Origin of the sequence: Microcoleus sp. CAWBG58, from assembly GCF_020883045.1 — a bacterium.
GTDB lineage: Bacteria > Cyanobacteriota > Cyanobacteriia > Cyanobacteriales > Microcoleaceae > Microcoleus.
On sequence record NZ_JAHRFA010000063.1, the window covers coordinates 16,595 to 42,943 of the forward strand.

The 26,349-nt window shown below is 43.5% G+C and carries 21 protein-coding genes and 3 pseudogenes; 11 read left to right on the plus strand and 13 right to left on the minus strand.

Features of this window, described 5'->3' with window-relative positions; all coding sequences use genetic code 11:
* Positions 1–390: 390 nt before the first annotated feature.
* Both ybiA and QZ918_RS23775 read left to right on the plus strand, forming a co-directional pair.
* Positions 391–861: a riboflavin biosynthesis intermediates N-glycosidase gene (gene ybiA / locus QZ918_RS23770; protein WP_293156718.1), complete on the plus strand. Its 471-nt coding sequence runs from the start codon at positions 391–393 to the stop codon at positions 859–861.
* A gap of 344 nt (positions 862–1,205) precedes the next feature.
* On the plus strand, positions 1,206–4,208 hold the full coding sequence (locus QZ918_RS23775) for a GAF domain-containing sensor histidine kinase (RefSeq protein ID WP_293338990.1): 3,003 nt from the start codon (positions 1,206–1,208) through the stop codon (positions 4,206–4,208).
* Positions 4,209–4,353: 145 nt separating this feature from the next.
* Here the strand turns inward: QZ918_RS23775 and QZ918_RS23780 are convergent, their stop codons facing one another.
* The 4 genes from QZ918_RS23780 to QZ918_RS23795 form a co-directional block, all read right to left on the minus strand.
* Positions 4,354–4,938 (minus strand): DUF4276 family protein, encoded by a 585-nt coding sequence (locus tag QZ918_RS23780; protein WP_293338993.1) that lies wholly within the window; start codon positions 4,936–4,938, stop codon positions 4,354–4,356.
* Positions 4,935–6,083 (minus strand): AAA family ATPase, encoded by a 1,149-nt coding sequence (locus QZ918_RS23785; RefSeq protein ID WP_293338995.1) that lies wholly within the window; start codon positions 6,081–6,083, stop codon positions 4,935–4,937. The genes QZ918_RS23780 and QZ918_RS23785 overlap by 4 nt, the downstream gene beginning before the upstream one ends.
* 274 nt (positions 6,084–6,357) lie before the next feature.
* Entirely contained in the window at positions 6,358–7,131 is a 774-nt protein-coding gene (locus tag QZ918_RS23790; protein WP_293338998.1) for a pentapeptide repeat-containing protein, read from the minus strand.
* A gap of 247 nt (positions 7,132–7,378) precedes the next feature.
* Complete coding sequence (locus tag QZ918_RS23795; RefSeq protein WP_293339001.1) at positions 7,379–8,092, minus strand: pentapeptide repeat-containing protein; 714 nt, start codon at positions 8,090–8,092, stop codon at positions 7,379–7,381.
* A gap of 980 nt (positions 8,093–9,072) precedes the next feature.
* Between QZ918_RS23795 and QZ918_RS23800 the strand changes: the two genes are divergently transcribed.
* Positions 9,073–9,510, plus strand: a complete 438-nt coding sequence (locus tag QZ918_RS23800) for a helix-turn-helix domain-containing protein (protein ID WP_293158055.1) — start codon at positions 9,073–9,075, stop codon at positions 9,508–9,510.
* Between the two features lie 720 nt (positions 9,511–10,230).
* On the opposite strand, the gene QZ918_RS23805 is transcribed toward QZ918_RS23800, so the two are convergent.
* Both QZ918_RS23805 and QZ918_RS23810 read right to left on the minus strand, forming a co-directional pair.
* Positions 10,231–10,587, minus strand: coding sequence for a metal-sensing transcriptional repressor (locus tag QZ918_RS23805; RefSeq protein WP_293158052.1), 357 nt, complete (start codon positions 10,585–10,587; stop codon positions 10,231–10,233).
* Between the two features lie 221 nt (positions 10,588–10,808).
* Entirely contained in the window at positions 10,809–12,023 is a 1,215-nt protein-coding gene (locus tag QZ918_RS23810) for an RNA-guided endonuclease InsQ/TnpB family protein (RefSeq protein WP_293339004.1), read from the minus strand.
* A 300-nt stretch (positions 12,024–12,323) separates the two neighbouring features.
* Between QZ918_RS23810 and QZ918_RS23815 the strand changes: the two genes are divergently transcribed.
* From QZ918_RS23815 to QZ918_RS23850, 8 genes are all read left to right on the plus strand, one after another.
* On the plus strand, positions 12,324–13,604 hold the full coding sequence (locus tag QZ918_RS23815) for an HhoA/HhoB/HtrA family serine endopeptidase (RefSeq protein ID WP_293339007.1): 1,281 nt from the start codon (positions 12,324–12,326) through the stop codon (positions 13,602–13,604).
* A gap of 155 nt (positions 13,605–13,759) precedes the next feature.
* Entirely contained in the window at positions 13,760–15,025 is a 1,266-nt protein-coding gene (locus QZ918_RS23820; protein WP_293339010.1) for an AIPR family protein, read from the plus strand.
* Positions 15,026–15,224: 199 nt separating this feature from the next.
* Positions 15,225–15,464, plus strand: coding sequence for a hypothetical protein (locus QZ918_RS23825; protein ID WP_293339014.1), 240 nt, complete (start codon positions 15,225–15,227; stop codon positions 15,462–15,464).
* 27 nt (positions 15,465–15,491) lie between these two features.
* The gene (locus QZ918_RS23830; protein WP_293339017.1) at positions 15,492–17,135 is read left to right on the plus strand and encodes a site-specific DNA-methyltransferase; all 1,644 of its coding nucleotides are present in this window, start codon (positions 15,492–15,494) and stop codon (positions 17,133–17,135) included.
* The gene (locus QZ918_RS23835) at positions 17,125–18,381 is read left to right on the plus strand and encodes a DEAD/DEAH box helicase (RefSeq protein WP_293339020.1); all 1,257 of its coding nucleotides are present in this window, start codon (positions 17,125–17,127) and stop codon (positions 18,379–18,381) included. Before QZ918_RS23830 ends, QZ918_RS23835 begins: the two co-directional genes overlap by 11 nt.
* A gap of 3 nt (positions 18,382–18,384) precedes the next feature.
* Positions 18,385–19,077 (plus strand): hypothetical protein, encoded by a 693-nt coding sequence (locus QZ918_RS23840; RefSeq protein WP_293339023.1) that lies wholly within the window; start codon positions 18,385–18,387, stop codon positions 19,075–19,077.
* Positions 19,078–19,182: 105 nt separating this feature from the next.
* Complete coding sequence (locus tag QZ918_RS23845) at positions 19,183–19,788, plus strand: hypothetical protein (protein WP_293339026.1); 606 nt, start codon at positions 19,183–19,185, stop codon at positions 19,786–19,788.
* 317 nt (positions 19,789–20,105) lie between these two features.
* The gene (locus QZ918_RS23850; RefSeq protein ID WP_293339029.1) at positions 20,106–20,591 is read left to right on the plus strand and encodes a hypothetical protein; all 486 of its coding nucleotides are present in this window, start codon (positions 20,106–20,108) and stop codon (positions 20,589–20,591) included.
* 243 nt (positions 20,592–20,834) lie between these two features.
* Here QZ918_RS23850 and QZ918_RS23855 read toward each other — a convergent pair whose 3' ends face one another.
* The 7 genes and pseudogenes from QZ918_RS23855 to QZ918_RS23885 all read right to left on the minus strand — a co-directional run bounded on the left by QZ918_RS23855 (position 20,835) and on the right by QZ918_RS23885 (position 25,739).
* Entirely contained in the window at positions 20,835–21,050 is a 216-nt protein-coding gene (locus QZ918_RS23855) for a hypothetical protein (RefSeq protein ID WP_293146130.1), read from the minus strand.
* Between the two features lie 75 nt (positions 21,051–21,125).
* On the minus strand, positions 21,126–22,514 hold the full coding sequence (locus QZ918_RS23860; protein WP_293146132.1) for a UDP-glucose dehydrogenase family protein: 1,389 nt from the start codon (positions 22,512–22,514) through the stop codon (positions 21,126–21,128).
* 292 nt (positions 22,515–22,806) lie between these two features.
* Positions 22,807–23,427: pseudogene (locus QZ918_RS23865) on the minus strand (NAD-dependent epimerase/dehydratase family protein); the annotation flags it as partial.
* 33 nt (positions 23,428–23,460) lie between these two features.
* Positions 23,461–24,111: pseudogene (locus QZ918_RS23870) on the minus strand (LAGLIDADG family homing endonuclease); the annotation flags it as partial.
* Positions 24,112–24,294: 183 nt separating this feature from the next.
* A pseudogene (locus tag QZ918_RS23875) lies at positions 24,295–24,741 on the minus strand (GDP-mannose 4,6-dehydratase); the annotation flags it as partial.
* Positions 24,742–25,081: 340 nt separating this feature from the next.
* Positions 25,082–25,318: a DegT/DnrJ/EryC1/StrS family aminotransferase gene (locus QZ918_RS23880; protein WP_293146136.1), complete on the minus strand. Its 237-nt coding sequence runs from the start codon at positions 25,316–25,318 to the stop codon at positions 25,082–25,084.
* Positions 25,319–25,325: 7 nt separating this feature from the next.
* Entirely contained in the window at positions 25,326–25,739 is a 414-nt protein-coding gene (locus tag QZ918_RS23885; protein ID WP_293146138.1) for an aminotransferase class I/II-fold pyridoxal phosphate-dependent enzyme, read from the minus strand.
* Positions 25,740–26,349: the final 610 nt, after the last annotated feature.

Sequence of the window (26,349 nt, forward strand, 5' to 3'; positions counted from 1 at the left end):
GAAAGCCTGTTCATAAAAGGCTTGGTGAGAATGGTGCAAGATCTCAGGATAAACTCACATTTTGCACCATTCTCAATAACGCTGCTCAAAGCCCGCTCCACAAATATTCATTTTCTTGTGTGGTGGGCTTTGAGCAGCGCCCATAAAGGGCTAATTGACATTGGTGCCTAATCTAGGATAGGCAGGCGAGAACGCGAAACCTGGTACTATGTATCTAAACGCCCAAAAGATCGGCCCTGGCTGCTATAAGTAGTAGACATCTCCCATAATTGTTGTGGAACAGGCAGGATTCCTATTTTTGACTGTTTTTTGCAAAATGTCTAGTGTGTCAAACTACTCTTTGTGTAAGTTCTATGAATATTAAATATTTAATCTAAAATCTAAAATCGAATGATAATTTATTTTTATAAAGTAGAGGATCCTTACGGCTGCTTTTCCAATTTTTCACTACACGACATTTGCTTGTACGGTCAAGATTGGTTGACTGTGGAACATTACTATCAAGCCCAAAAATTTGTCGGTAGCGCTGATGAAAGATTAGTGGCCGCAATTCAATCCGTACCAACTCCTCAGGAAGCAGCCAAATTAGGTCGCGATCCAAACCACCAAATGCGCCCTGATTGGGAAGCGGTAAAAATTCCCATTATGCGCGAGGCAGTTTTAACTAAGTTTCTCACTCATTCAGACATTCAAGCTATTCTCCTCGCCACAGGGGATCGAGTGATTGTGGAGGATTCGCCAACAGATTACTACTGGGGGTGCGGCTGCGATGGAACGGGCCAAAATCATTTGGGTAAAATTCTGATGAGCGTGCGAAGCGAAATTAGTCAGCGCCCGGGGCCAGATCAAAACTCACATTAATCTATCATTATATGAAGTTATACAAACTAATGTCAACTTATCCTAAAAATAAATAATTCTGAGACTAAAAATTCAATATTGCAAGAAATTGATAAGAGGATTAAAATAATAATTATCATTTGGTTAAGTCGCCCTGTCTGTTGAAGGCAAGGAATACACCTCAGCGATCGCCGATTTTTGTTCTTCAGGGTGCCACAGGGGATACACGGTCGTCACTAAGCAGTACGCCACGGATTAATAGTAAAGCTCGGTTTAGTCAAAAACTCAGCCTCATAAAGTTGAGTTCGATCGCGAATGTAGATCAAAACTTCTTATTATCATTCCATAATTGCCAAAGGAGATTTATGCAAATCACAGAAAATACGCAAGAATTACATCATAAACTAGACAAAGAAGTTTTGGTAAGGCGAATCACAGAACGCATCCGCCAATCTCTAGAATTAGAAGATATTTTAACCAGTACAGTAGCAGAAGTGCGGTCTTTTCTGAAAACAGATCGCATTATGATCTACAGGTTTAGTGCCGACGGCTGCGGAGAAGTTGTTGCCGAATCAATTAATAATATATATCTCCCTTCCTTGAAAGGTCTCCATTTTCCAGTAGACGACATTCCTCCCAGCGCGCGGGAGATGTATGTCCGTATGCGCCAGCGGACAATAGTAGATGTTAACTCCGAGACGATCGCCCTGAGTCCCGTTGATGCTGCGGATACCGGTCAACCTTTAGTAAATGAAGAAATCCACTATCGCTCCCTCGATCCTTGCCACAAAGCTTACTTGATGGCAATGGGAGTCCAATCTTCCTTAGTCGTGCCAATTTTGCACCACAGGAGTGTGTCGCAACAGAACAAAACAGAGATCTGCGAGGCCCCCGCCTGCGTAAGTAGATGCGAGCCTGGAAGCGATCGCCAAACTCACATCGAACTGTGGGGACTGTTAGTGGCTCACCACTCCTCCCCCCGCAATATTTCATCCACAGATTTAGAAGTAGTTCAGCTCGTAGCAGATCAATTGTCGATCGCCATCGGCCACTCGCTCCTGCTCCAAAAAACCCGCTCTCAAGCATCTCGGGAAGCCACCGTCAGTCGCGTCGCAGCCCTGTTGTACGGTCAGATCGACATTCAACTACAACAGGCTTTAGAAGCCACTGTCACTGCTTTGGGGGGGAGCGGCGGCCGACTTTATCTCAACCCCCGGAAAATCAACAGCGAACAGTTACCGGTTCCCCAGATCGATCGAAGATTTCCCATTGCCCCTACTGCGATCGATGCTACCTTTGAACTGTTCGTCACAGGGACTCAACCGACACTTCCCAATTGGGAAACAGTCAGCGCGATCGAAGCTCATCCCCTCTGGCAACAATGGCTGATCGCAGGATTGAAAAATACCCCCGATTTTCCCAAATTCCCAATTCCCAATTCCCAATTCTCAGCTTGGATAATTACAGACTTATACAAAGAATCTCTATTTAGAGTGTTAGTTCCTGCTTTCCAAGGAACTCAAATTCGGGGTTTGCTGGTAATTCCCCTCCACTACCAACAACAAGTAGTTGGCTGTTTGACCGTTTTTCGCAATGAAATTGATACCGAAAAAATGTGGGCGGGGCGCTTTGACAGCAGTGTTGCACAAATCCTTCCCAGACAATCCTTTGAAGTCTGGCGAGAAATCAAAAAAGGTCAGTCGCCCGAGTGGAAATGGGAGGAGATCGAGCAAGCTTTAGCGATAGGGAGCCAATTTTGTTCGGCAATTGGGCAGTACCTTCTTCATAAAGAAGTGCAAGCCCTGAATGCCAACTTAGAACGCCAAGTTCAAGAGCGTACCGCCCAATTGCAAAAATCCTTAGAGTTTGCCCAAGTATTGACGCGAGTCAGAGACCAAATTCGCAGCACCTTGGATTTAAAGACGATACTGCAAACTATTGTGCGGGAAGTGAGAGTTTTGTTAAATACCGATCGCACGGTAATCTACCAATTTGGCGAAGGCGAACACGGCGAGGTAGTTGTCGAAGCTATTCGCGGGCAGTGGCACTCAATTTTAGGTATCAAATCTCCACAGGAATGCTTTCCCGAAGACTCAAACTGCTTTTATCGATCGGGACGGATGCGAGCAATTAATGATATTGATACTGAGGATTTAACCCCCTGTCACCGCGAATTTTTGGAAAACTTGCAGGTGAAGGCAAGTTTAATTGTGCCGATGATCGGCAAAGATGCCGAATGTTGGGGGTTGCTGATTGCCCACGAGTGTTCTGGGCCGAGGGTTTGGCCAACTGCAGAACAAGAGTTACTGCAAAATTTGGCCTCTCAAGCTGCGATCGCCATTCATCAAGCAGAACTTTATCAAGAAAGTCTGAATGCAGCAGCAGCCGATCGAGCAAAAGCCGAACAACTAGCTAAAACCGTCACTGAACTGAACAATACCCAAGCCCAACTGATTCAAACCGAGAAAATGTCCAGTCTCGGACAACTGGTTGCCGGCGTCGCCCACGAAATCAATAACCCCGTTAACTTTATCTACGGCAATCTCTCCCACGCCACCGAATACAGCAAAGACTTGCTCTGCTTGGTGGAACTCTACCGCCAGCACTACCCCAATCCCAACCCAGAAATTAGCGAGTGTGCCGAAGCAATCGACATCGAATTTCTTGCCACAGATTTGCCAAAAATTTTGGGTTCCATGAAAGTAGGAGTTGAGCGCATCCGCCAGTTAGTTGTATCTTTACGCAATTTTTCCCGGCTCGATCAAGCTCAAAAGAAAGGCGTTGACATTCACGAAGGCATCGACAGTACCCTGTTGATTTTGCAGCACCGGATCAAAGCCAAGTCCGATCGCGATACCGTACAAATAATGAAAGAATACGGCAATTTGCCCTTAGTTGAATGCTATGCCAGCTCGCTCAATCAGGTATTTATGAATCTGATCGGCAATGCCATTGACGCCATAGAAATGGGACAAATAGATCGAGTTGCGAACGTTAACTCCCTAGTACCAAGTGCAGCCGTGACATATTTGAGTTCGCAACAACAGGATGTCAGAACAGTAGATATCAAGACCAAAACCGAGCATTTGATACCTGATTTGCCATCCCCTTGCATTCGGATTCGCACCGAATTAATTGATGAAAAAACAGTAAGAATTTGCATTGCAGACAACGGTCACGGCATCCCCAAAGAGTTAATTTCTCACATCTTTAATCCCTTTTTTACTACTAAACCCGTCGGTCGGGGGACGGGTTTAGGACTGTCTATCAGTTATCAAATTATAGTTGAGAAACACAAAGGGGTACTCAAGTGTGTTTCTGTACCCGGTGAGGGTACTGAGTTCTGGATCGAGATTCCGATCAATTAACTAGAACAACCTGAAAAACTGAATACCCAGAACCCCGACTTCTTTAAGAAATCGGGGTTCTAACATCGGACATCAAGAAATTATTTTATCTTCATCGCAGAGAGAGATAATTCGATTTACAAAAGATTTTAGCTCTGGACAATCTTTAATCGCAATCATCAGATCGTTTTACAAAAGATTTTAGCTCTGGACAATCTTTAATCGCAATCATCAGATCGTTGTTTTTCAAAATAGCCTTTCCATCACTCACTTTGTCATAGTCTTTTCTGCATTTTCCTGTTCTAAAAATTTTCTTAATCCAATAGGAAGGTGGCTTTTGATGATTCACTGTTTCAGGCAAACCGCTAGGAACAGAACGGTTGTGTTTCGCCAGCTTCTGGATAGTTGGCCAGTAGGGAAGAAGCCATGCTTCAAAATCATGTAATGCTGTGTGAGGATAGAAGTTTGGGTTGTTATCTACCCATGTCATCATTTTCTCTTTAGCATCATTGGCATCTTTAAAGTCCGGCTTTCCCGTATAAACGTCTGTAAGTGCAATTACAGCATTATAGCCATCATTATTGAGGAGATTTTCAACAATACGCTTGAGTTTCCCTTCCTTGGGAATTCCACCATCTTGTGGTATAAAGCGGAGTTTGGGCATTTTTTGTAAACGGCTTTGCAGAAACTCACGAAGCTTCTCTCTAAATGCCATTTCAGTAGCACCTTCAACCAAAATAGCAATTTTCATGGGCGGCCACCCATTATATTCATTGCCCAAAGCTGGTCAAGAGTATAGTCTTCTAACCATTTATCCAGATTAAAAGTGTCACCCCACCTCATTTTTGCCTCCCCTTCTTCCAAATCGCAGACCAAAACCTCGCTTGGATCGAGAAATCTGATGAGTCTATCTGAGTGTGTGGCAACTATCAGTTGAGTGTGTTTTGAAGCTTCTCTCATTAGATAAACTAAGTGTCTTAAGAGTTCCGGGTGTAGGCTAACTTCTGGTTCATCTAGCAACGTGACGGTTGTTAAAGTTTGACTTTGCAGCAGCGCAACCAACCAGAGGAAACGCAGCGTTCCTTCTGATAGCTCATGGACATAGAAAGGCTGAGGAAAATTCCTATCTGTCCAAGTCATAGACATAGTTCCTGCGGCAACCGGAGGAAAGTTTAATCGCTCGAAATCTGGAAAGGCAGCAGAAATGATATTTTCCACCATTTCAAAACGGTCACGATCGGTTTCCCGAAGGTCATAAAGACAGGAAACGAGGTTTTCACCGCTTGCTCCAGGCAACTTTGCAGGGCGCATTGCTTGAGGTAGACGAATTGGACTTTTCTCTGAAACATCGAGTGCTCCATAATATGTGCAAGAAGCAAGGCTCTTTCTCAGGTTCTCTGGTTCACTATACATTTTAGGAACTTGAGAAAGGGATGTTTCAAGAGGATTGTGTTCCCAAGTCGGTCTCACAAATCCTCTGCTTTCTTCTTGAGAATATTTAATATCCAAACCTTCTGATTCAATATACTTGAATGGTTCAGCTCTGTGGGGATTTCTCTGCTGTGTTAAAGATTCGTCTCTAACTTCATAAGATAAACCTTTGGGTGACAATGTTAAGCTGTACTTCAAAGGTTGTTCCTTTGGAACTTCCATTGAAATTTCAATTTCAAGTTCTTGTACTTTACCTCTTGTCACAATTTCATTCAAGCCGCCTTTAAGTTGCAATAAATTCTGTAAATTTCCACTTGCTGAAGCGGCTAGTATTGAAATAACATCTAAAAAAGAAGTTTTTCCCGATCCGTTTGCACCAATCATCACGATGAGATTTCTCATCTCAAGCTCAATATTTTGAAGACGCCGAAAACCCCTTACTGATATATTTTCAAATCTATTCATATTCCGTCCTTAAATAGTGAAACTAGCCTAGACACATATATCCAGACTAGGCTAAGTATATCTGCCTTAGATACTTTAGAGCGTCCCACGGACGCGGAGCACCCGTTATGAATAAAAGAAACTCTTTCTCCCCCTCTCCCCCTCTCCCCTTCTCCCCCTCTCCCCTGCGAGTTTCTTAGGAGGTTTAGTAAAGCCAGATGGGTTGATGAAACAGTCTGCATCGCTTGGGTTGGCGCAGCATGAAAAGTCGTTGGAGCAGGCCGTTCACAAGTCTTTAAGGTAAAACAAACTTGAGCAGCACAGAACCGAGCGAGCCCAGAAGACTCATAAAGTTGCCGCCCCCAGTGCGGGGTTCCGTTGGCTTTTGGCGGGCAACAATTGCTTCTCCTAGCTGCTTTGACAATTCCTGACCTTGGGGATTTCCTTGAGTGGCAAACAGTTGGTTTGCTTTTGCAGCATCTTGAGCGGCGCCGGCGAAGTCTCCCAAGTCAGCGCGGGACATACTGCGCGCAAAATAAACCGCAGCTATATCCGATTTCAGATTCAGAGCTTGATTGTAATAATCAATGGCGTTTCTGTAGTTTCCCGCTTGAGCCTCCAGCACTCCCAATCGGTAAAAGTCTTCTGCTGTGCCAATATTAGTTGGCATTCCTCTAACTCCCAGCAGTTGGGCGTTAGTTAAATTGGCGTCAGTTAAATTGGCGTTGCTGAGATAGGCGCTTCTCAAGTCAGCACCGCTGAGGTTTGCGCCCGTCAGGTTTGCACCCGTCAGGTTGACGCCAAACAAACTGGTGCCGCTAAGGTTTGCCCCGCTGAGATCGGCGCCAGTGAGGTTGGCTCGGCTGAGGTTAGCCATTCTCAAGTCAGCACCTTTGAGATTGGCTCCTGTTAAGTTGGCTAAAACCAGACCAGCGCTGCTGAGGTCGCAGTTTGGACACTGTCGGGTGGCTAGTAATTGTTGCGTGTGTTGAATGTTCTCGGCTCGTGCAGGGGCTAAAGGGGCGATCGCGCTCAGCAGCGTTGCAGCAGCCATGATTCTGAGTTTCATCTTAAGCATCCAAAATCCCAATTAATAACTCTAAAATAGCTTTTATCGCAGCAATTGAAAATCTAGATCGCAGACATTGCTAAATATTGCCAGATTCTCAGCTATCTATCCCAGATATCATACATTGAAATTCACGGTCTCACCAGAGTTTCAAATAAACATTTTGCTACCAATAAATTAGGGTGACAAAAAAATGTTACCCTTAGTATTGGTTCTCGCCAACCATAACATTGAAGACATAAATTAATCAATCGTGAACCGTACCGTCGGGCATCGTCGCACCCTTAAGATATACTCCGCTCAGGTTAACTTTTGTCAGGTTTGCTCCCAACAGGTTTGCCCCGCTTAAGTCTGAGGCACTTAAAATTGCTTCAGTCAAATCTGCCCTAATTAGGCTCGCTCCCATTAAGTCGGCTCCGCTGAGGTCTACTTTAGTTAAGTTGGCTCCAATTAAATCTGCTTCTGTGAGAACGGCCCTTCGCAAGTTTACTCCGTAAAGGTTTACTCCGTGCAAGTCTGTACGAGAGAGTGTTGCCCGAGATATGTTGGCTCCGATTAAACTTGCTTGGATCAGGGAAGCTCCACTTAAGTCTGCTTTGCTAAGATTTGCTCCCATCAACTCAGCTCGATACAGGTTAGCTTCAGCTAAAAGTGCTTCGGTGAAGTCGGCTCCTGCTAAGTCGGCTCTGCTCAAATTGATCTGGCACAAATTGGCTTTGCCAAAGTTGACTCTGCTGAGTTTGGCTTTGCTGAGATTGGAGCCAATCATGTCGGCTTCAGACAGATTGACTCCAATCAATTCTGCTTCGTAGAGGTAGACTTCGTGCAGGTAGACCCCACTAAAATTTCTTTCTCCTATTGCGTATAGCTTGAGCAATTCGTCAACGTTCATTTTGGCTTCTCTACACCTTTTAAAGGAACAATACTCTTCGCAAGCTGCTTGCACCGGATCTTCTGCCATTTTAGACTTGAGATGCTAAAAGATTTACGCCGAGTACAAGATTGCCCTAGACGGTTTGGGGAGGGTGAAGGACAAAACAAGATGCTTGTTCACCTGGGTAAAAATTTTTAACAAAAATATCAATATTATCGTACTTCCTAACTAAATCAAAGAATTCTCGCTGGAAAGTGCGATCGAGGCCATAACTTTTTATGGCTAGTTGAGGTTACTGAGTATTTGTGTGATAACGATCACTAATTAATGTTAGTAGTATCACATAGAAGCAACGTTTTCGATCACGACAGGCAGGCGAAAATAGCCGATAGTGGTACTGTGATGTTGAAAATTTGACAATCCCACGGTAGACGTGTTTTACTCAACTGGCGATCGAGCAAGTAATTTCACAGAGGCCTGCCCGCGTACCGTGAAAGTTGGTTGCACCGTCACTCGGCGCGATCCGCTTCGGCCCATCAGAGTGCTAATGTCTCAGGATTTCTCACAAAGGGAAAGCCAGAAATACACTTCTGGGAGCAGTAGAATCTGTGTCTAAATGTGCTTATAGCTAGCGTACAGACCAAGGTTATATGCTAGCTATAAATTGCCAAGACATTCGCAAAAATTACCAAAAAACACCAGGAAAACCATGATATATGTTTAACAAAAAGAGAATAAATGGTATTCCTTAAAAGTCAACTATTGCAGCTAATGTTGCGGTCGATCAGTTAACTGATATCAGTATTAGCAATGATGCTTGTGCCATCCAATACCAAACTGACTTATAAACCGGGTCTTTCACCAAAAGACGCGTTCCAGCCCTTGCTCCAGGTAAAAAAACAAGCTTCTGAGCATCTGAGTAAGTCCAGGCATGAAAAAGTTTAATTGAGATAGCTTGTCTATTCCTTTCTTGGCAAGCAAAAGGCGAGCATTTAGGAGGGGAGAAGATTTTTCTCCCCAGTCAAAAAAAACAATTGTATAGTGCGAATCCTCGTGAGGTAATTGATATGGCTGGAGTATGTAAACTTAGCATCACAGAGACCACAGAAGAACTAAAAAGCCTGTTAACCGAACAAAAAACGGCAAGCGGCTTTCAAAAAATTCAAGCACTTTACCTGTTCAAAATTTGTCACGTTAAGACAGTTAAAGAATTGGCAATGACGATCGGCGTAAACCGCATTACTGTGCAGCGGTGGCTGAGAAAGTACAGATCTGATGGACTTGAAGGACTCCTGGAAACCAAGCACAGCGGTGGCAGGAAGCCGGCGATTCCTCCTCTGGCCCGCGCTAGTTTGGCAATGCGCCTCAGCGATCCCCAAAAAGGCTTTAAAAGCTATGGAGAAATTCAAGAGTGGTTGCAGCAGGAATACAGCATAGACGCTTCCTATAAGGCCGTTTACGCAACAGTCAGATACCAGCTCAAAGGCAAGTTGACGAAAGTTTAGATAGACAGTTCATCCCAAGTCTGGTTAATCACCCTCCAATTGTTGATACTCAGAGTTTAAAGCTGTTGATGACTTTGGTTGTCACTAAAAACTCACTACTTCTTTTTGAACTAAGATCGCTCTCACCAACTGCCGATCGTATCAATTATCTGTTGTGCCGATTGGGTTGAGGGGGAAATATTTGATGGTTTTCCCTGGTTGGTGAAAGATTCTTAAGCAATGCGCCCGAACTCATAACTTGCAAGTTGTTGTCTGATTTGCAGGTTTTGTTATAGAAGAAGGAAGTTCGGCAACGGATGTAACGGATGTAAAAGATAGAAGGAAGAAGGAAGAGGGAAGAAGGAAGAGGGAAGAAGGAAGAGGGAAGAGGGAAGAGGGAAGAGGGAAGAGGGAAGAAGGAAGAGGGAAGAGGGAAGAAGTCATCAATAACGGCTTACCTCAGAATGAAAAGAAGGAATAAGGCAGCTTTTAGTTATCTATAGTCGCGAGAGACTTTTATTTGCAATTAATCCCATGAAGAAAGCGATCGCTCGCCAGAACTTCCTAACCCTCAGTCATCACATCAATAACGGCTTACCTCAGGATAAAAAGAAGGAAGAAGGCAGCCTTTAGTTATCGTCGCGAGAGACTTTTATTTGCAATTAATCGGATGAAGAAAGCGATCGCCAGAAATTCCTAACCATCTGATGGGGGGTGGTATATGTAAGAAAATGGCAGCGACTAAGGCAAAAACCGATCCAAAGCAGCTTTCAACTCTTCTATTTCGGTATCGATATTGCCTTCTTTAGCGGCCCTGGCAATGCACTGAGTTAAATGTTCGTCAAGAATGATTCTTGCTACGCGATCGAGCGCGCCTCGAACTGCTGCAACTTGCACGAGAACTTCGGGACAGGGACGGTTTTCTTGCACCATTGTTTTGATGCCCCGGACGTGTCCCTCAATCCGAGATAAGCGATTAACCAGCCGCCGCCTCGATTCTTCATCGTGATGGTGAGGGTGGACTGATTGATTGTCGTGATGGTGGTGGTGGGAATTTGAGGGTACGGATTTGTCAGTAGAAGTGTCAGATATAATCATCAGGGTTGTGCCATTTGAGATTTGAGATTTGAGATTTGAGATTTGAGATTGGGGATTTGGGAATAAGTTGTTCCGTAGTGGTTTAGAGCGCTGGACTACAGTTTAATTGTTTTTTTGAAACTGGTATTACTAGGGAAATTTTTCACGTTAGAATTGAGAATATGTTGAGTTTGTGCTGGCTCCAGACTCGTGTATTGTAGCTGTGTGAACGACCCAACACTCTACCCGAAGCGGGTAGAGTGTGGGCTTCCAAGTTCAAGGGCAACAGCCTCGGCGACAGTGGATTTTTGCCCATATCGTTTTGGTCTTACATTGCCTCCCTTGGCAGTAACGCTGGTTCCCAACGTCAATAACCGTAAGCCTTCATTTTTAATATTGATTGCCGCGTTAATGTCTCTGTCGTGTCGATTGCCACAGTGGGCACAGTCAAATTCACGCACAGATAGATCCATTTTTGGCAGCGACAGTAAAGTATTAGAACACAGATGAGATGATGGAAAAAATCGACATACTTCTAGATAGACCTTGCCTTCTGCTTCTGCCTTATATTTAAGCATGGTGCAGAATATTCCCCAGCCAGCATCACTGATAGATAAGGCAAGATTGTGATTTTTGACCATGTTCTTTACTGCCAGATTCTCGACCACAATCACTTGGTTTTCGTTAACTATCTTACGGGATAGTTTGTGTCGGAAATCTTCACGCACTCTAGCTATTTTTGCGTGGACTTTGGCTACAGCTAGTTTAGCCTTTCGTCGTCTGTTGGTAGTTCGATCCTTTTTTCTGGATAACTTACGCTGTTTGCGTTTGAGGTTACGTTCGTGCTTCTTCAAATGTCGAGGGTTCTGGTATTTCGAGCCATTAGATGTAACTACAAAGTCTAGTAAACCGAGGTCAATACCAATGGCTCTACCATCTTCATTAGCGACTGGGTTTTCTATACCATCATCCATCAGTAGGGAGGCGTAATAACGACCATCAGGCATTCTAGATACCGTCACAGTCCTTAATTTACCAACAAGAGCGCGATGAATTTTAGCCTCAACCACTCCAAGATTACCAGGGAATTTAATCTCAGTATCGCTCAGAATTTTAACGTTCTGAGGGTACTGCATTGATTGTCTACCTTGACGTTTCTTGAAGGTCGGATATCCTGTTCGGCCATCAAAGAAATTGATAAAAGCTTGGGACAGATTAAGTACAGAGGACTGGAGGCATTGCGAATAACACTCTTTGAGCCATTCATGCTCAGTCTTCCATACTGGAATCTGTTTCTTCATCATCAAAGCCGATATACCTTTCCCAGTCTCCTTATAGGTTTGGGACATGGTAGCCAGAGATTGATTCCACACCCATCGAACACAGCCAAAAGCCCCTGCCAAATGACTCTGCTGTTCTTGGGTAGGATAGATTCTGACTTTGACTGCTTTTAACACGATGCTTTTATCACAAAATGCTTACATATGATAACACAGATACAGACCAATCAAGGGATTTTGTTCGCCTGCTCATACACCCGCGCATCTCCCGCTGGCTGTGACGAGAGCGCCTTGTGCGCGGATGCAATCGGCGGACGATCGCGCATTCATCCCGTCGCTCACGGATTGTACAGGTAGAGCGCGGGGATGAATGCTGTTTCAGCTAAATATATTTAGGATCTTCATAGCGGGCGATTATTGAGTCCGATCGCACGCACGCCTTTACTAGAATAACTCAGACTACCCAAGATTGACGCTATGCGACTATTTAAGTTTTTTGGATCCGCACCCCGCACCGATCGCCCTTTCGCCCTCATTTTAGCAATGACGATCGCCCTCAGCGCTCTGTTCATCAATGCTGCATCCGTCTTGGCCGCTGGCAAAAATCAGCCCAACTGGCCCGAAGAGACAGAAACAGCCGTGCAGAAAGTACCTTTGAGTTCCAGGGCAACTTCCCAAAATCCGCAAATGCTGGCACTGCGGAGTCCGGAACTCCCGGCGCAGGTGGCAGCAGATACCAACAGTTTTGTGACGGCGGCAGTCGATCGAGTCGGGCCTGCTGTTGTCCGGATTGATACCGAGCGCACTGTCAGCCGCAACCTCGACCCCTTAATGGAAGACCCCTTCTTCCGCAGATTTTTGGGAGAAGATTTGCGGAGCATGACGCCCAGACAAGAACGCTTGCGGGGTCAAGGTTCTGGCTTCATCATTGACAAAAACGGGATTGTGTTAACCAATGCTCACGTGGTAGATAAAGCCGATCGAGTAACTGTCACCTTAAATGACGGCCGGACTTTTCCAGGAGAAGTCCAAGGTACTGACGAAGTAACAGATTTGGCTGTTGTTAAAATTAATACCAAAGGTGTTAACTTGCCCGTGGCACCACTGGGAGACTCCGATGCGGTGAAAGTGGGTGATTGGGCGATCGCCGTGGGAAACCCCCTCGGATTTGACAATACCGTCACTTTAGGCATTATTAGCACTTTGAAGCGATCGAGCGCAGCCGTCGGCATTCCCGACAAACGTCTCGATTTCATTCAAACAGACGCCGCCATCAATCCCGGCAATTCCGGCGGGCCGCTGTTAAACAGCAGAGGAGAAGTGATTGGCATCAACACGGCGATTCGGGCGGATGCAATGGGTATTGGGTTCGCAATCCCGATCGACAAAGCCAAGGCCATCTACGCCCAGTTAGCCAAGGGAGAACAAGTCAGCCATCCGTTTTTGGGGATTCAGATGATTGCTTTGACTCCGGAAATGGCCAGAGAGAATAATTCTGACCCCAATGCTCCTTTGATTGTGCCGGAAGTTACAGGGGTACTGGTGATGCGAGTTGTGCCCAATACGCCGGCCCAGAAAGCGGGGGTTCGCAAGGGAGATGTCATCCTTCAAATTGAGGGCGAGAAAGTGACTCAACCCGAACAATTGCAAAATTTGGTGGAAAATAGTCAAATCGGTCAAATTTTGAAACTGAAAGTGCGGCGGGGTTCTCTGACGAAAGATGTTGCTGTTCAAACTGCTCAATTGAGAGATTTTTAGAGCAGAAAGGGAAGGGGGAGGAATTGTTAAAAAACCTCCTCCTTGTTTCTTTTTTATCTGAATTGATTTGATTCAGTAGTGCGATCGTTTGAATGGTCGCATTTTTTAAGCAAAAAAATGATAGTATATTTTAAAATAGTATTACAGTCCAAACAATGAATAAAAATCCAATTTTTAATTCGCAAAAAAGTCAAGTTCTTGAGGCACTAAAGCAGGATTATTTTCAAATGACCCCGCAGCTTCAGAGGAACTGGACACCACAGCAACATGAAAAAAATCGATTGAGCCGTTCTTTGGCTGCATTTGCGATCGCCAATCTTGCCGATATTACCCCAACTCAAGCGGCTAACTCAATTATTAATGGGGAAAATGACAACGGGATTGATGCCATTTATTTCGATCGCATGAAAAATTTGCTTTTGTTGGTGCAGGCTAAGGCGGGAAATGCTCCAAATATGGGTGATAATAAAAAATTTTGTGATGGGATTAGAGATTTAGTCCATGAACGTTTTCAGAAATTTAATGATGGCTTTACGCGATTGCAGCAAGATGTTGAAGATGCTTTAAATACTAACGGGGTAAAAATAGTTGGCTGTAATATATATCTCGATGAAAGCCTGAGTTCTCATGTGATTGCAGATCTTAATCAGTTAGAAACTGAACTGAATCAGTTCGATCGACGTTTTGAATGGCGAGATTTAAATATTGGCATAACACATGGTTGGTTGACAGCCAAACAAGCCATCGCCCCTATTGATGTAGTCTTGACGTTGGAAAACTGGCATTGTTTAGATCTGCCGCGTAGGGCATTTTATGGATTGGTTAAAGCTTCTGAACTTGCATCTTTATATCAACAGCATAATAAGTCACTGTTCGAGAAAAATATCCGCTATTACCTGGGTACGGAAGATGTTAACTTAGCGATTGCGGAAACTGTCAAAGAGCAACCATCTGAACTATTTTATCTCAACAATGGTCTGACGATTACTTGTTCGGCAATTAGTTTGCCTTCGGGACACAAACAGGAATCAACTCAATTTACTTTAAGAGGTTTTTCCGTCGTGAATGGGGCGCAAACGGTAGGAGCTATCGCTTCTGTTTACAATGCTAATGGTTCAATATCTGCCGATGCCAAATTATTAGTTACAATTATTGAGTTGGGGACGGAAACCGATAATATTGGCAAAAAGATTACTGGGGCAAGGAATAGGCAAAATGCTGTGCGCGATGTTTATTTTGCCGCCTTAGATCCCAATCAAGAACGTTTGCGACAGGAATGTATGGTATCAAATATTGTCTATGAATATCGACCATCAGCGGAGCGCAATCAGCATGCAATTACGATTGAACAAGCGGCAATTGCTCTTGCTTGTTTTAGCGGTAATACGGAAATATTGGTGGGCAGCAAAGAGAGAAATTAGTCAGCTTTATAAGCATTATTATGTTATACTGTTTAATGATGGTATTTCAGGAGTTACGCTTTGTCGTTATGTGCGAATATTTCAATGTCTGGATAATTTTTTTTTCGGATTCAGAAAATGCTGCAACAGGTCAACAAAAGAAGTTTTATAAGCACGGTAGATTTTTATTCTGGATATTTTCGCAAGACGCAATAAACCTTTGCTGAATAAGCATGAAGTTGGTTTGTCTGAGGATGATAAAATCGAACTTTCCCGAATAGGGTTAGAGATTGCTGAGATTGTTTACACTGTTGCTGAATCTAGATTTGCTAGTGACAATAAGGGATATCTTGCTATTTTTAGAAATATCACAGATGTTAATCCTTTAACGAATGAGGTGATGCAGGAGTTAGAACGCAGGGATGCTCAGACTGAAAATCCGAATATACCTACAGTTTAACTTTTTATTTTGAGATAGATATTAATTATGAATAAGAAGCAGAGACTAGAATTAACCTGGATTGGTAAGGATATTCGCCCCAAGCTGGAGCCGCGAATTTTGCTGGAAGATCCAGAGATGTCTTATCATGCGGCGCATCAGGTGAGTGAAAATGATATTTTTGATAATCGCTTGATTTTTGGGGATAATTTGTTGGCTCTCAAGGCTTTAGAGTCTGAGTTTGCAGGAAAAGTTAAGTGTATTTTTATCGATCCGCCCTATAATACAGGCTCAGCTTTTGAACATTATGATGATGGAATTGAGCATTCTCTCTGGCTTGGTTTAATGCGCGATCGTTTAGAGATTTTGCGTAATTTATTATCTAATGATGGTTCTTTATGGATCGCAATTGATGATAATGAAGCGCATTATTTAAAAGTGATGTGTGACGAGATTTTTGGGCGTATAAATTTTGTCGCGAATGTAGTTTGGCAGAAGAAGTATGCAGCATCGAATGATGCATTGTGGTTCAGTAACGATCATGACCATATTTTAGTTTATGCGAAAGTTAAAACCTCTTGGAAACCTAATAGACTTCCTCGCACTGAAAAATCAAACTCAGCATACAAAAATCCTGATAACGATCCTCGTGGTGCTTGGCAATCAGACAATTATACTTGCAACAAATCTATTGACGAGCGTCCTAACCTATACTATCCGATCGCTAATCCAAATACTGGTGAAATTATTCTCCCTAAGAAAACGGCGGTGTGGAGATATTCCCGTGATAGACATGAAGATAATGAACGACAGGGCTTAGTATATTGGGGAGTAGAAGGAAAGAACTCTGTACCTCGCTTCAAGAGATTATTAAGTGCGGTTTCTGACAAAGGAGGAGTTGCACAAACAATATGGAGATGGGAAGAAGTTGGTCACAATCAAGATGCTAAACGAGAGCAGTTGCAACTTAATGAACAAGCACCCTTTTCAACTCCTAAACCTGAAAAGCTACTAGAACGTATTCTTCAACTTGCTACTAATCCCAAAGATATTGTTCTTGATTCCTTTGCAGGATCGGGAACAACAGGCGCAGTCGCGCAGAAAATGGGAAGACAATGGATTATGATTGAACTCGGCGAACATTGTCATACCCATATCATTCCCCGACTCAAAAAAGTAATTGATGGCGAAGATCGAGGGGGAATTACTAAAGCAGTTAACTGGAAAGGCGGCGGCGGATTTCGTTACTATCGTCTTGCACCATCCCTACTAGAAAAAGATAAATGGGATAATTGGGTGATCGACAAAGACTATAATGCCGCGATGCTTGCTGAAGCACTCTGCAAAATCGAAGGTTTCACCTACGCACCATCAGACACCTTCTATTGGCAACATGGCTATTCTACAGAAAGCGATTTTATCTATGTCACCACCCAAAATTTTAGTCACGAACAACTATCTAAACTTGCAGACGAAGTAGGACAAGAGCGCACCCTACTTGTTTTATGTACCGCCTTTCGAGGCGAAACCGACATATTCCCAAACCTCACCGTTAAAAAAATTCCTAAACAAATCCTTTCACGGTGTGAATGGGGACATGATGATTACAGCCTCAAAATTGAAAACTTGCCAAAAGCACCTCCCAAGTGCGGACAACTATCACTATTTGACATGGATACCTATGAGAAATAAACTTGTTAATAATATTTCTAATCGTCTCAGTCTGCGCCATCCCCAGCGCCAATCATTAGAAATTCTCGATCGCATTTGTGAGCTCTTGTCCATCCCAGACATCACAGATAGAGAAACAAGTTTAGTAGCCCTCAAACAAGAATTCCCAACGTTTACTGACTTCGAGCGCGACTTTCCATCCCTATGTTTTGCCCTAGCCACAGGTGTGGGTAAAACTCGACTCATGGGTGCTTTTATTAGTTATTTATACCTAGCATATAACATCAAAAACTTCTTTATCCTTGCCCCAAACCTAACCATTTATAACAAACTGATTACCGATTTTACGCCCAATACCTCAAAGTATGTATTTACGGGTATCTCTGAATTCGCGATCGATGTCCCAGAAATCATTACGGGAGATAATTACGAAAAGTCATCGATCATCACTAATTTTGCCGGTTGCAGAATCAATATTTTTAATATCTCAAAAATTAACTCCGAAGTACGCGGTGGTAAAAGTCCTAAAATTAAACGACTATCCGAATATATTGGCGAAAGCTATTTTGATTACCTGTCTCAATTAAAAGACCTTGTAATTCTCATGGATGAATCGCACCGATATCGCGCATCAGCAGGAGTTCGGGCTATTAATGAATTAAAACCATTGATGGGGCTAGAACTTACCGCCACACCCTTTGTCGAAGCCAATAAAGGTTCAGTAGCTTTCAAAAATGTCATCTATGACTATCCCCTCGGATGTGCCATAACTGATGGATTTGTGAAAGATCCAGCAGTCGTCACCCGCAAAGACTTTAACTCTAGGGCAATGTCACCAGAAGCGATCGAGCGTCTTAAACTAGAAGATGGCATCTATCTCCATGAAAATATTAAAGCTGAATTAGAAACCTATGCTATCCAAACTGGAAAAACGCCTGTTAAACCTTTTGTGTTAGTGATTGCCCGTGACACTAAGCACGCCTCAAAACTCATCGAACTCATTCAATCCGATGAATTTTCCGAAGGGAATTATAAACATAAAGTTATTCAAGTTGATTCTAGTAAAACGGGCGCTCAAGAAGATGAAATGGTAGAGCGCTTGCTGAAAGTAGAACATACCGATGAACCGACTGAAATTGTCATTCATGTGAATATGCTCAAAGAAGGCTGGGATGTCACCAACCTCTATACAATTGTCCCTCTGAGAGCCGCAAATTCTAAAATCCTGATCGAGCAATCTATCGGACGGGGCTTGCGTTTGCCCTAGGTCATGCGTACAGGTGTTGAAATTGTCGATCGCCTAAATATCATCGCCCATGACAAATTCCAAGAAATTGTCGATGAAGCAAAGCGCCCAGAATCCCAAATCCGCTTAAAACAAATTATCCTTACGGATGAAGACTTACAGCAAAAGACACAAACAGTAATTTCGCGATCGCAACTAGCCCAAAATCTAGGACTTCACCTCGAACAACCCATTGATTTACCTGAGAGTTTACCTGAAACCGAACCCCAAAGTATTCAACAATCCCTATTTCAATCACCTATAGAACAAAAGATTGCACAGCTTACATACCAAGAAATCCTCAAGCTGGAAAGCCGCCCCGAAGAAGTTCCAACCATCGCCGATCTCGCATCCCCAAAGGTTCAGGCTAGGGTGCGCGAAGCCGTAACCAGAAAATATCAACCCGCACAAATGGAACTTGAAGGTATCATAGCACCTCCAGATATTGAGGCGATCGTTGCGAAAACAACGAATTTAGTGATCCAGCAAACCATCAATATTCCTAAAATTATTATGAGTCCTAAAGGGGAAGTGCGATCGGGTTTCAGGTCTTTTGCCATAGATGTCACAGGCTTAAATTATCCCGTTCCATCCCCAGAAGAATTACATATTCAATCCCTAGCAACGAATAAAGTTGAATCTATAGAAATTAGCAAAGAAAACTTTGAAGAATCATGACTAGAAAACTATATTGTCAAACATTTAGTCAACTTCGATGATATTGCCTATGACGAACACGCTGATTTACTCTACGACCTTGCGGATCAAGTTATCAGTCATTTTATGACCTACTTATCGGAAGGAGATACACAGAAAGTTTTACGCTATTACCAAAGGGAAATTGCCAGTTTTGTCCACAGCCAAATGCAACCACATTTCTGGGAAGAAACAACAGATTACGAAGTTATAATCAGTAAAGGTTTTACAGCCCTAAAAGATAGCGCCTACACTACAATTGCTAAGAATTGCGTTGATTATCAATCTTCGCCACGAGACAAAAGCAATATGTCCAAATATCTGTTTACAGGCTTCTCCAAATGCCTCTATCGAGAACAGAAATTTCAATCGGAAGCAGAAAGAATACTAGCAATGATTTTAGAACGGGATGCAATCAAATGGTTTAAACCTGCGAAAGGACAATTTCAGCTTTATTACAAATGGCACGGTAAGTATTTAGAATATCAGCCATATTTTGTCGCTGAAACTGAAGAAATTATCTATATGCTCGAACCAAAAGCTCACAATGAAATCAACGATCCTCAAGTCCTTGCTAAGAAAATCGAACTAGATGTGAGTGCTGCACTATTAAGAGAAACGGCTGCCTCTATGACTGATGTGATGCAATTTCTGGGAGATATAGCCTTTCTCAAAAAGATGAGGTATGATTGACAGCTTATATAACCCTTAAATTAAGAGGGTTCTCTTCCCAACAACGTCCGCGAATATGAGAGCTAGATCCGCTATAGTTCACCAAAGTTACTAGCTCCTTATCAAATCATAATCATTGATGGCAATTGTTTGGCTGCTACAGATCATCGTTTAGAAGTCCTGACGCCCTATGCAGCTAAAGCTTTGCCGGCAAGTCTTTGGTGGTGCTTGACCCAGACTTGAAAATGGCGATTGATGTGTTTCCTTGTGAGGATGGTCACGCAAGGCGAACGTTCTTTATTTGAGTCGGTATTGCAGCGGGTAAAACCTGGTGAATTATGGATTGCCGCAATATGTGTACTCAAGGGTTTCTATTTGGTATCTGTAACGCCTCTGCTGATTTTTTGCTCCGAGAACATAAATCTCTGCCACAGGAAGCCATCAGTGAATTGGAATGCAAAGGCGATGTAGAAACAGGCTCTGTTTTTGAACAAACAGTTGCTCTCACTTATGAGGGTATCTGTTTAAAAGTACGACGGGTGGTATTGCGTTTGAAGAAAGTTACTTGTAATGGTGAGCGGGAAATTGCCATACTTACTAGCCTACCTCAAGCTGTTGCCAGTGCGATCGAGATTACTGATTTATACCGAGGATGTTGGAGTGTTGAAACTCTCTTTCAAATCGTAAATAAGAACTTTGAGAGCGAAATACAAACCTTGGATTATCCGAAAGCTGCTTTATTTTATTTTTGCCTCGAAGAAGGTTTCTTACAATATTTTAGCCGTTGTCCGAAGAGCTATCGGCAGTGTACATGGTGTCGGTAAAATTGAGTCGAGTCTTCCGAAATTCTACGAAAGTTGATGAAATTCAGGGGACTTATCGGGGTATGACGATCGCTACTGAACCTGATAATTGGGCGTATATTCAGGCTTGGTCATTGTCTCAATTGGCCCAATTTCTATTGGATTTGGCCGGGCGAGTGAATTTAAAGTCTTTCCTCAAGCAGCCACGCTCCCCCAAAAGGAATAAACCACTTTTGATCGTTGACTCAAATCACCGTCATCTTTCTACAGCAAGGCTTTTAGACCAGGATCGGCTGTCACCTTGACAGGGCTAGGGCGCCGGTTCAGTATCAGGAGTTGACACTCCTCGACATAGTATGTATGTTGATGTAGACCTTGGCCCGGAGTTGCATGAGGACAAAAAAATGGTTGGCGATCGCGATCTACTGTCGCCCTCATGCGATCGCCCCTACATAATACATATTTTGTTCTTTTTGTCAAAATATTCTACTGTACCGACGCTCTAGGTGCGCATTGCGCACCTTACAGGATAGAGGTTATCCTCCAAACTCTTTCTTATCTTCCAATCCCGACATATTGGAAACCAGCCGCTTCTAAAGCCTTCTTATCTAAGAAATTGCGGCCGTCAATCATGACCGCATGAGCCATCAATTTGCCCATTTTATCGTAATCTAAATTACGAAACTGTTCCCAGTCAGTCACCAACACCAAAGCATCGCAACCGTCAGCCAATCTTTCCGCATCGGTTTCCACCAAAACTCCCGACAAACCGTGACGCATCCCAGTTTGAGAAACAATCGGATCGTAAGCTTTAACTTTCGCTCCCAATCTGTTTAAATTCTCGATTAAATTCAGGGAAGGAGCATCCCGCAAATCATCAGTATCCGGCTTGAAAGTCAAACCCAAAAGTCCGATTGTTTTACCTTTAAGAATCTTCAAAACTTGCTGCAACTTTTCAATCGCAATCGAGCGCTGGCGTTCGTTCACTTCCACCGCCGCTTTCAGCAAATGCGCTTCATATCCGTAATCGTCAGCAGTGTGAACTAAAGCCGAGACATCTTTGGGGAAACAAGAACCGCCCCAACCAATGCCAGCCTGCAAAAACTTACTACCAATTCGCGAATCTAAACCGATACCTTTTGCTACTTGGGTAACATCTGCACCGACTCGATCGCAAATATTAGCAACTTCATTAATAAAGCTAATCTTGGTAGCCAAAAAAGCATTAGCTGCGTACTTAATCATTTCTGCGGAACTGATGTCAGTCATCACCACAGGTACCACAGGCAAAGACGGATTTTCAGCAAACTTGCGATCGACAATTGGTGTGTATAATTGTAGCATCAGATCCATCGCCCGCTGAGAGTTGCTGCCCAGAACAATGCGATCGGGATTAAACGTATCGAAAACAGCACAACCCTCGCGCAAAAACTCTGGATTGCTAACCACATCAAAATCAGCACCAATTTTTGCTGCTACTTCCTCACCCGTAGCGCCCTCACCGCTTTGAGCTTTTTGACGTTCAGCCAAACCGTCTAATACAATCCTCCGCACCCAATCTCCCGAACCGATGGGTACAGTTGATTTGTTTACGATCACTTTGTAATCGCCGTCGAGGTGAGCGCCAATGCCGCGCGCCACCGCTTCCACGTAGCGAGTATCGCTTTCCCCAGTGGGCAAAGGAGGCGTCCCCACCGCAATGAATAAAATCTGCCCATGAGCCACTCCTGCTGCTAAATCTGAAGTAAATTCTAAATTTCCCGATTGAGAAGCAGAGGACATTAATTCAGACAGTCCGGGTTCAAAAATAGGTGACTGTCCCGATTTCATTAATTTAACTTTTTCTTCGTTGTTGTCTACACAAATGACATGATGTCCGATGTGGGCCAAGCAAGTGCCGGTGACTAAGCCAACGTATCCTGTACCGATGACACAAACACGCATAGAAATCTCCTCAAAGTTAGTAAACAGTTGACAGTTGACAGTTGACAGTTGACAGTTGACAGTTGACAGTTGACAGTTGACAGTTGATCTGTGGTAGGGGCAGTGCCCCCGTGCCTGCCCTTCGGGTTGACAGTTGACAGTTCTTATTAGTCAGATGGCAGATTGAGGAAGCAAAAGAGAATAGGGAATAGGGAATAGGGAATAGGGAATAATCAAGAATTAAGAAGTAAAATACTCCCCCTCTCCCCCTCTCTCCCCCTCTCTCTCCCTCTCTCCCCCTCTCCCCCTCTCTCTACTTTTGGTTTCCCTCAATGCGATCGCGAAAATCTTTCACAGTTAACTCTAAACCTTTATCCAGCGGCACAGTTGGTTCCCACCCCAACCAGTTTTTAGCAAGAGTAATATCCGGTTGTCGCTGTTTTGGATCGTCTTGTGGCAGCGGTTTGAAGATGATTTCCGCCCCTGGATTAATCATATTTTGAATTTTCTGTGCTAACTCCAAGATAGTGTATTCGCCGGGATTCCCCAAATTCATCGGCCCGATTTCGTTGCTATTCATCAACCGAATAAATCCTTCTACCAAATCAGAAACGTAGCAAAAACTCCGCGTTTGAGAACCGTCGCCGTACACAGTCAGAGGTTGATTTCGCAAAGCTTGCACAATAAAATTGCTCACAACTCGGCCGTCATTTTCCAACATTCTCGGGCCGTAGGTGTTGAAAATTCGTACTACTCGAATGTCTACCCCATTCTGTCTGTGATAATCAAAAGATAGCGTTTCAGCTACTCGCTTCCCTTCATCATAACAGTTGCCACAAAACGCTGCCTTGCCGTTGCGGCGGACGCAGATTACGTGATTTTTAACATTGACACAATAAACATTTCCCGCATAACGAACTGGTTCGGGAGTTACGAGATTTGCATCTTTTGGAGGGCGAATATTAACGCGATAAAGATCGCGACCGATTGCATGATTGACTACCGTTGCTGCATAGCCGCAGCGCATTGCTAACTCTTGTACGTCATCAGCCAATTGCTTTGATTTAGTGTAATAAGCGTAGGCATTTCCTTTTTGAGAGCCATCTCCCAATATCAAAGCTTTGAACAAAATTAATGACTGTCGCTGAGACAGATTTAGGTATTCTCGCGGTATGTATTTGTCACCAGACTTGCCCAGAGGCAGCAAAATTTCTGCTAATTGTTTGCTGCAAATCCGAAATTGATGGTCGTCGGAGTCAAAAAACTTGAAAGGAGTCCGCTGGAGACACTCTGCTATTGCTGTCCGTCCTTCTGGATTTACTTGAGCGATTAATATGTTGTAATCAGCAATATCATAATCGCAACCGTTAACGACTCGCGCTCGCCTGCGGACGTGAACGCAACCTTCGGAAATGTAATAACCCAGAAATTCCAGCCAATCATCCATCCGCACCCGTTCGACATTTACTTTAGCATTGCGTGGCGGTTCTCCTAATTCAAACCATTCTTGTTCTGCCCCTAAAAATTCTGCTCCAATGATGGCTCTTTGATGGTGCCAATATACATCTGTATCGGCTTGGAGAAAGTTCAATTTACCAGTGCGGTTTTTGACATACATCCAGTGATTGGGAGTCACACAAAAATCAAATTTAGAATTGGCAAATCGGAGCAAGTTACCCACATAAGGCTGCACGATATGCTCGTCAGGAACGTGATATTCAATCTGATTGTCTGGATTGAGAGTTGCTACGCGAACTCCCGGCTGTAAGTTAGGAAAAGGAACCCAACCGTTTTCTGTCAAAATTTCAGTATTCTCGTCGTAACAACTGCGAATACCTATACAATTAACGTTGCCGCGATAGTCTTCTGTTTGGGGGTGTACGTCAGGATCGCCGTAAACTTCTGATGTGGAAGCCAGAAAAAATCTGGCCTTCACCCGTTTCGCCAATCCCAACATATTCATCGTGCCGATGACGTTTGTTTTAATTGTCTTGACAGGATTGTACTGATAGTGTATGGGGGAAGCTGGACAGGCCAGATGGTAAATCTGATCTACCTCTAACCGAATGGGTTCCGTGATGTCGTGGCGGATCAGCTCAAAATAGGGGTTGTCCATCCATTTGAGGATATTGCGCTTAGTCCCGGTGTAAAAGTTATCCAGGCAGACTACCTCGTGTCCTTGGGCCATTAAGCGATCGATCAGATGGGAACCGATAAAACCCGCACCGCCTGTGACTAAAATTCTCATGGGGGAAACTGCCGTTCTGTTTAGAGGGTAAGACTGTGGTACAACAATTCAGTCGATCGAATCAAACTTGTTAATACAATAACAAAATATCGATCGACAATGTAAAGACTTATCCGCAACCTGGATCAAATCTTTAATTAACTTAGCATTGTCAGAATATATGCAACAGATTGCAATCTAGACTGGAGCTAACCTAGTTAATTTTACTTACACTTCTATAATTCCGAAAAAATACTGTTGACATTATCTGCAAAGTGATAGTATAATTATATCTTAATTTTTAGTTATAAAACGAAAGATCAAGTGCTTACTATAAACTTAATAAGGACTAAAGTCATGATTACAAACCTAATATCGCGCTGGTGACTCGTTCTAAATCTTCTTCAGTTAAATTTGAGCCGGAAGGCAAGCAAAGACCGTACTCAAATAACTCTTCAGCAACTTCGCCTCCGATACATTCACAATCAGCAAATACTGGCTGCAAATGCAAAGGTTTCCAAACCGGACGTGCTTCTATTTTTTGTTTGGCAAGTGCGAGGCGAACTTGTTCTCTATCCGCTAGGGTCAATATCGGCACTTTGGCCCTAGAGGTTTACGATCGCCACAGCTTTCGGTAACTTTCCTAATTTTGCTCGTTTGTCCAGGGCTTCTCGCAATAAATCTGGATTCATGTTCCATGTAGTGCGATCGCTATCAATGAAAACAGGTTTTGCGCCTAAATAAGTAATGGGACTAGCCGTCGCAATAAACGTCAGAGTCGAGCAAAAAACTTCATCGCCTGGACTGACACCAATTAATTGTAGAGCTAAATGTAAAGCCGCAGTGCCCGAACTCAGAGCAGCCGCGTGACTAGAACCGACAATATGGCAGAATTCCCGCTCGAAAGCATCGACATGGGGGCCGACGGGGGCGATCCAGTTGGTGTCAAAGGCTTCTTGGGCAAACTTTTGTTCGAGTTCACCCATGTGCAGAGTTGAAAAGAGGATTTGTTTAGTCATATTATCTAAATTATTTTATGCTTTGCTGCGAACGGTGACTTGGTATAAGGTGCGGATCTGTGAGATTGTTGGTTTTTATTGAGGGATTGTTTATTTATTATCCACACCCTACGAATAATTTTGCAACAATTATGAAAATTGGTATAACTCCACCAAAAAAACATCACACCGAGAAACCGGGTTTCTCGGTGCGATCATATCCAGTAGTTTCATCCCTCATTGGATTTGATATAGCAATCCTAAATCATTTGCACAATTGTTGTAGGGCTCGAACCACGTTCGGTTGCCCGATAGATAGGGTAGGCAAAGAAAGGCACTACCCTACAAATTTATCTTAATTATTTAGGATTTCTATATGAGTAAGTTAAGCACACTCTAACCGTACAAAGACTGTACCCATTCCCATTCTTGCCTCAATCCTTCTCTCAAAGAAACCTGGGGCTGGTATCCCAAGATTTTTTGAGCTTTCGATGCGTCAGCGCTAGTAAGTAGGTCGGCGCAAAAAAACCGAACTATGTTAAGATAAGTAAACAAAGAGAATATATCTGCTGAGGTAAGTCAATATATGGGCGCTAGATTAAGGGTATTCCTGACTCAACAGCAAGACAAA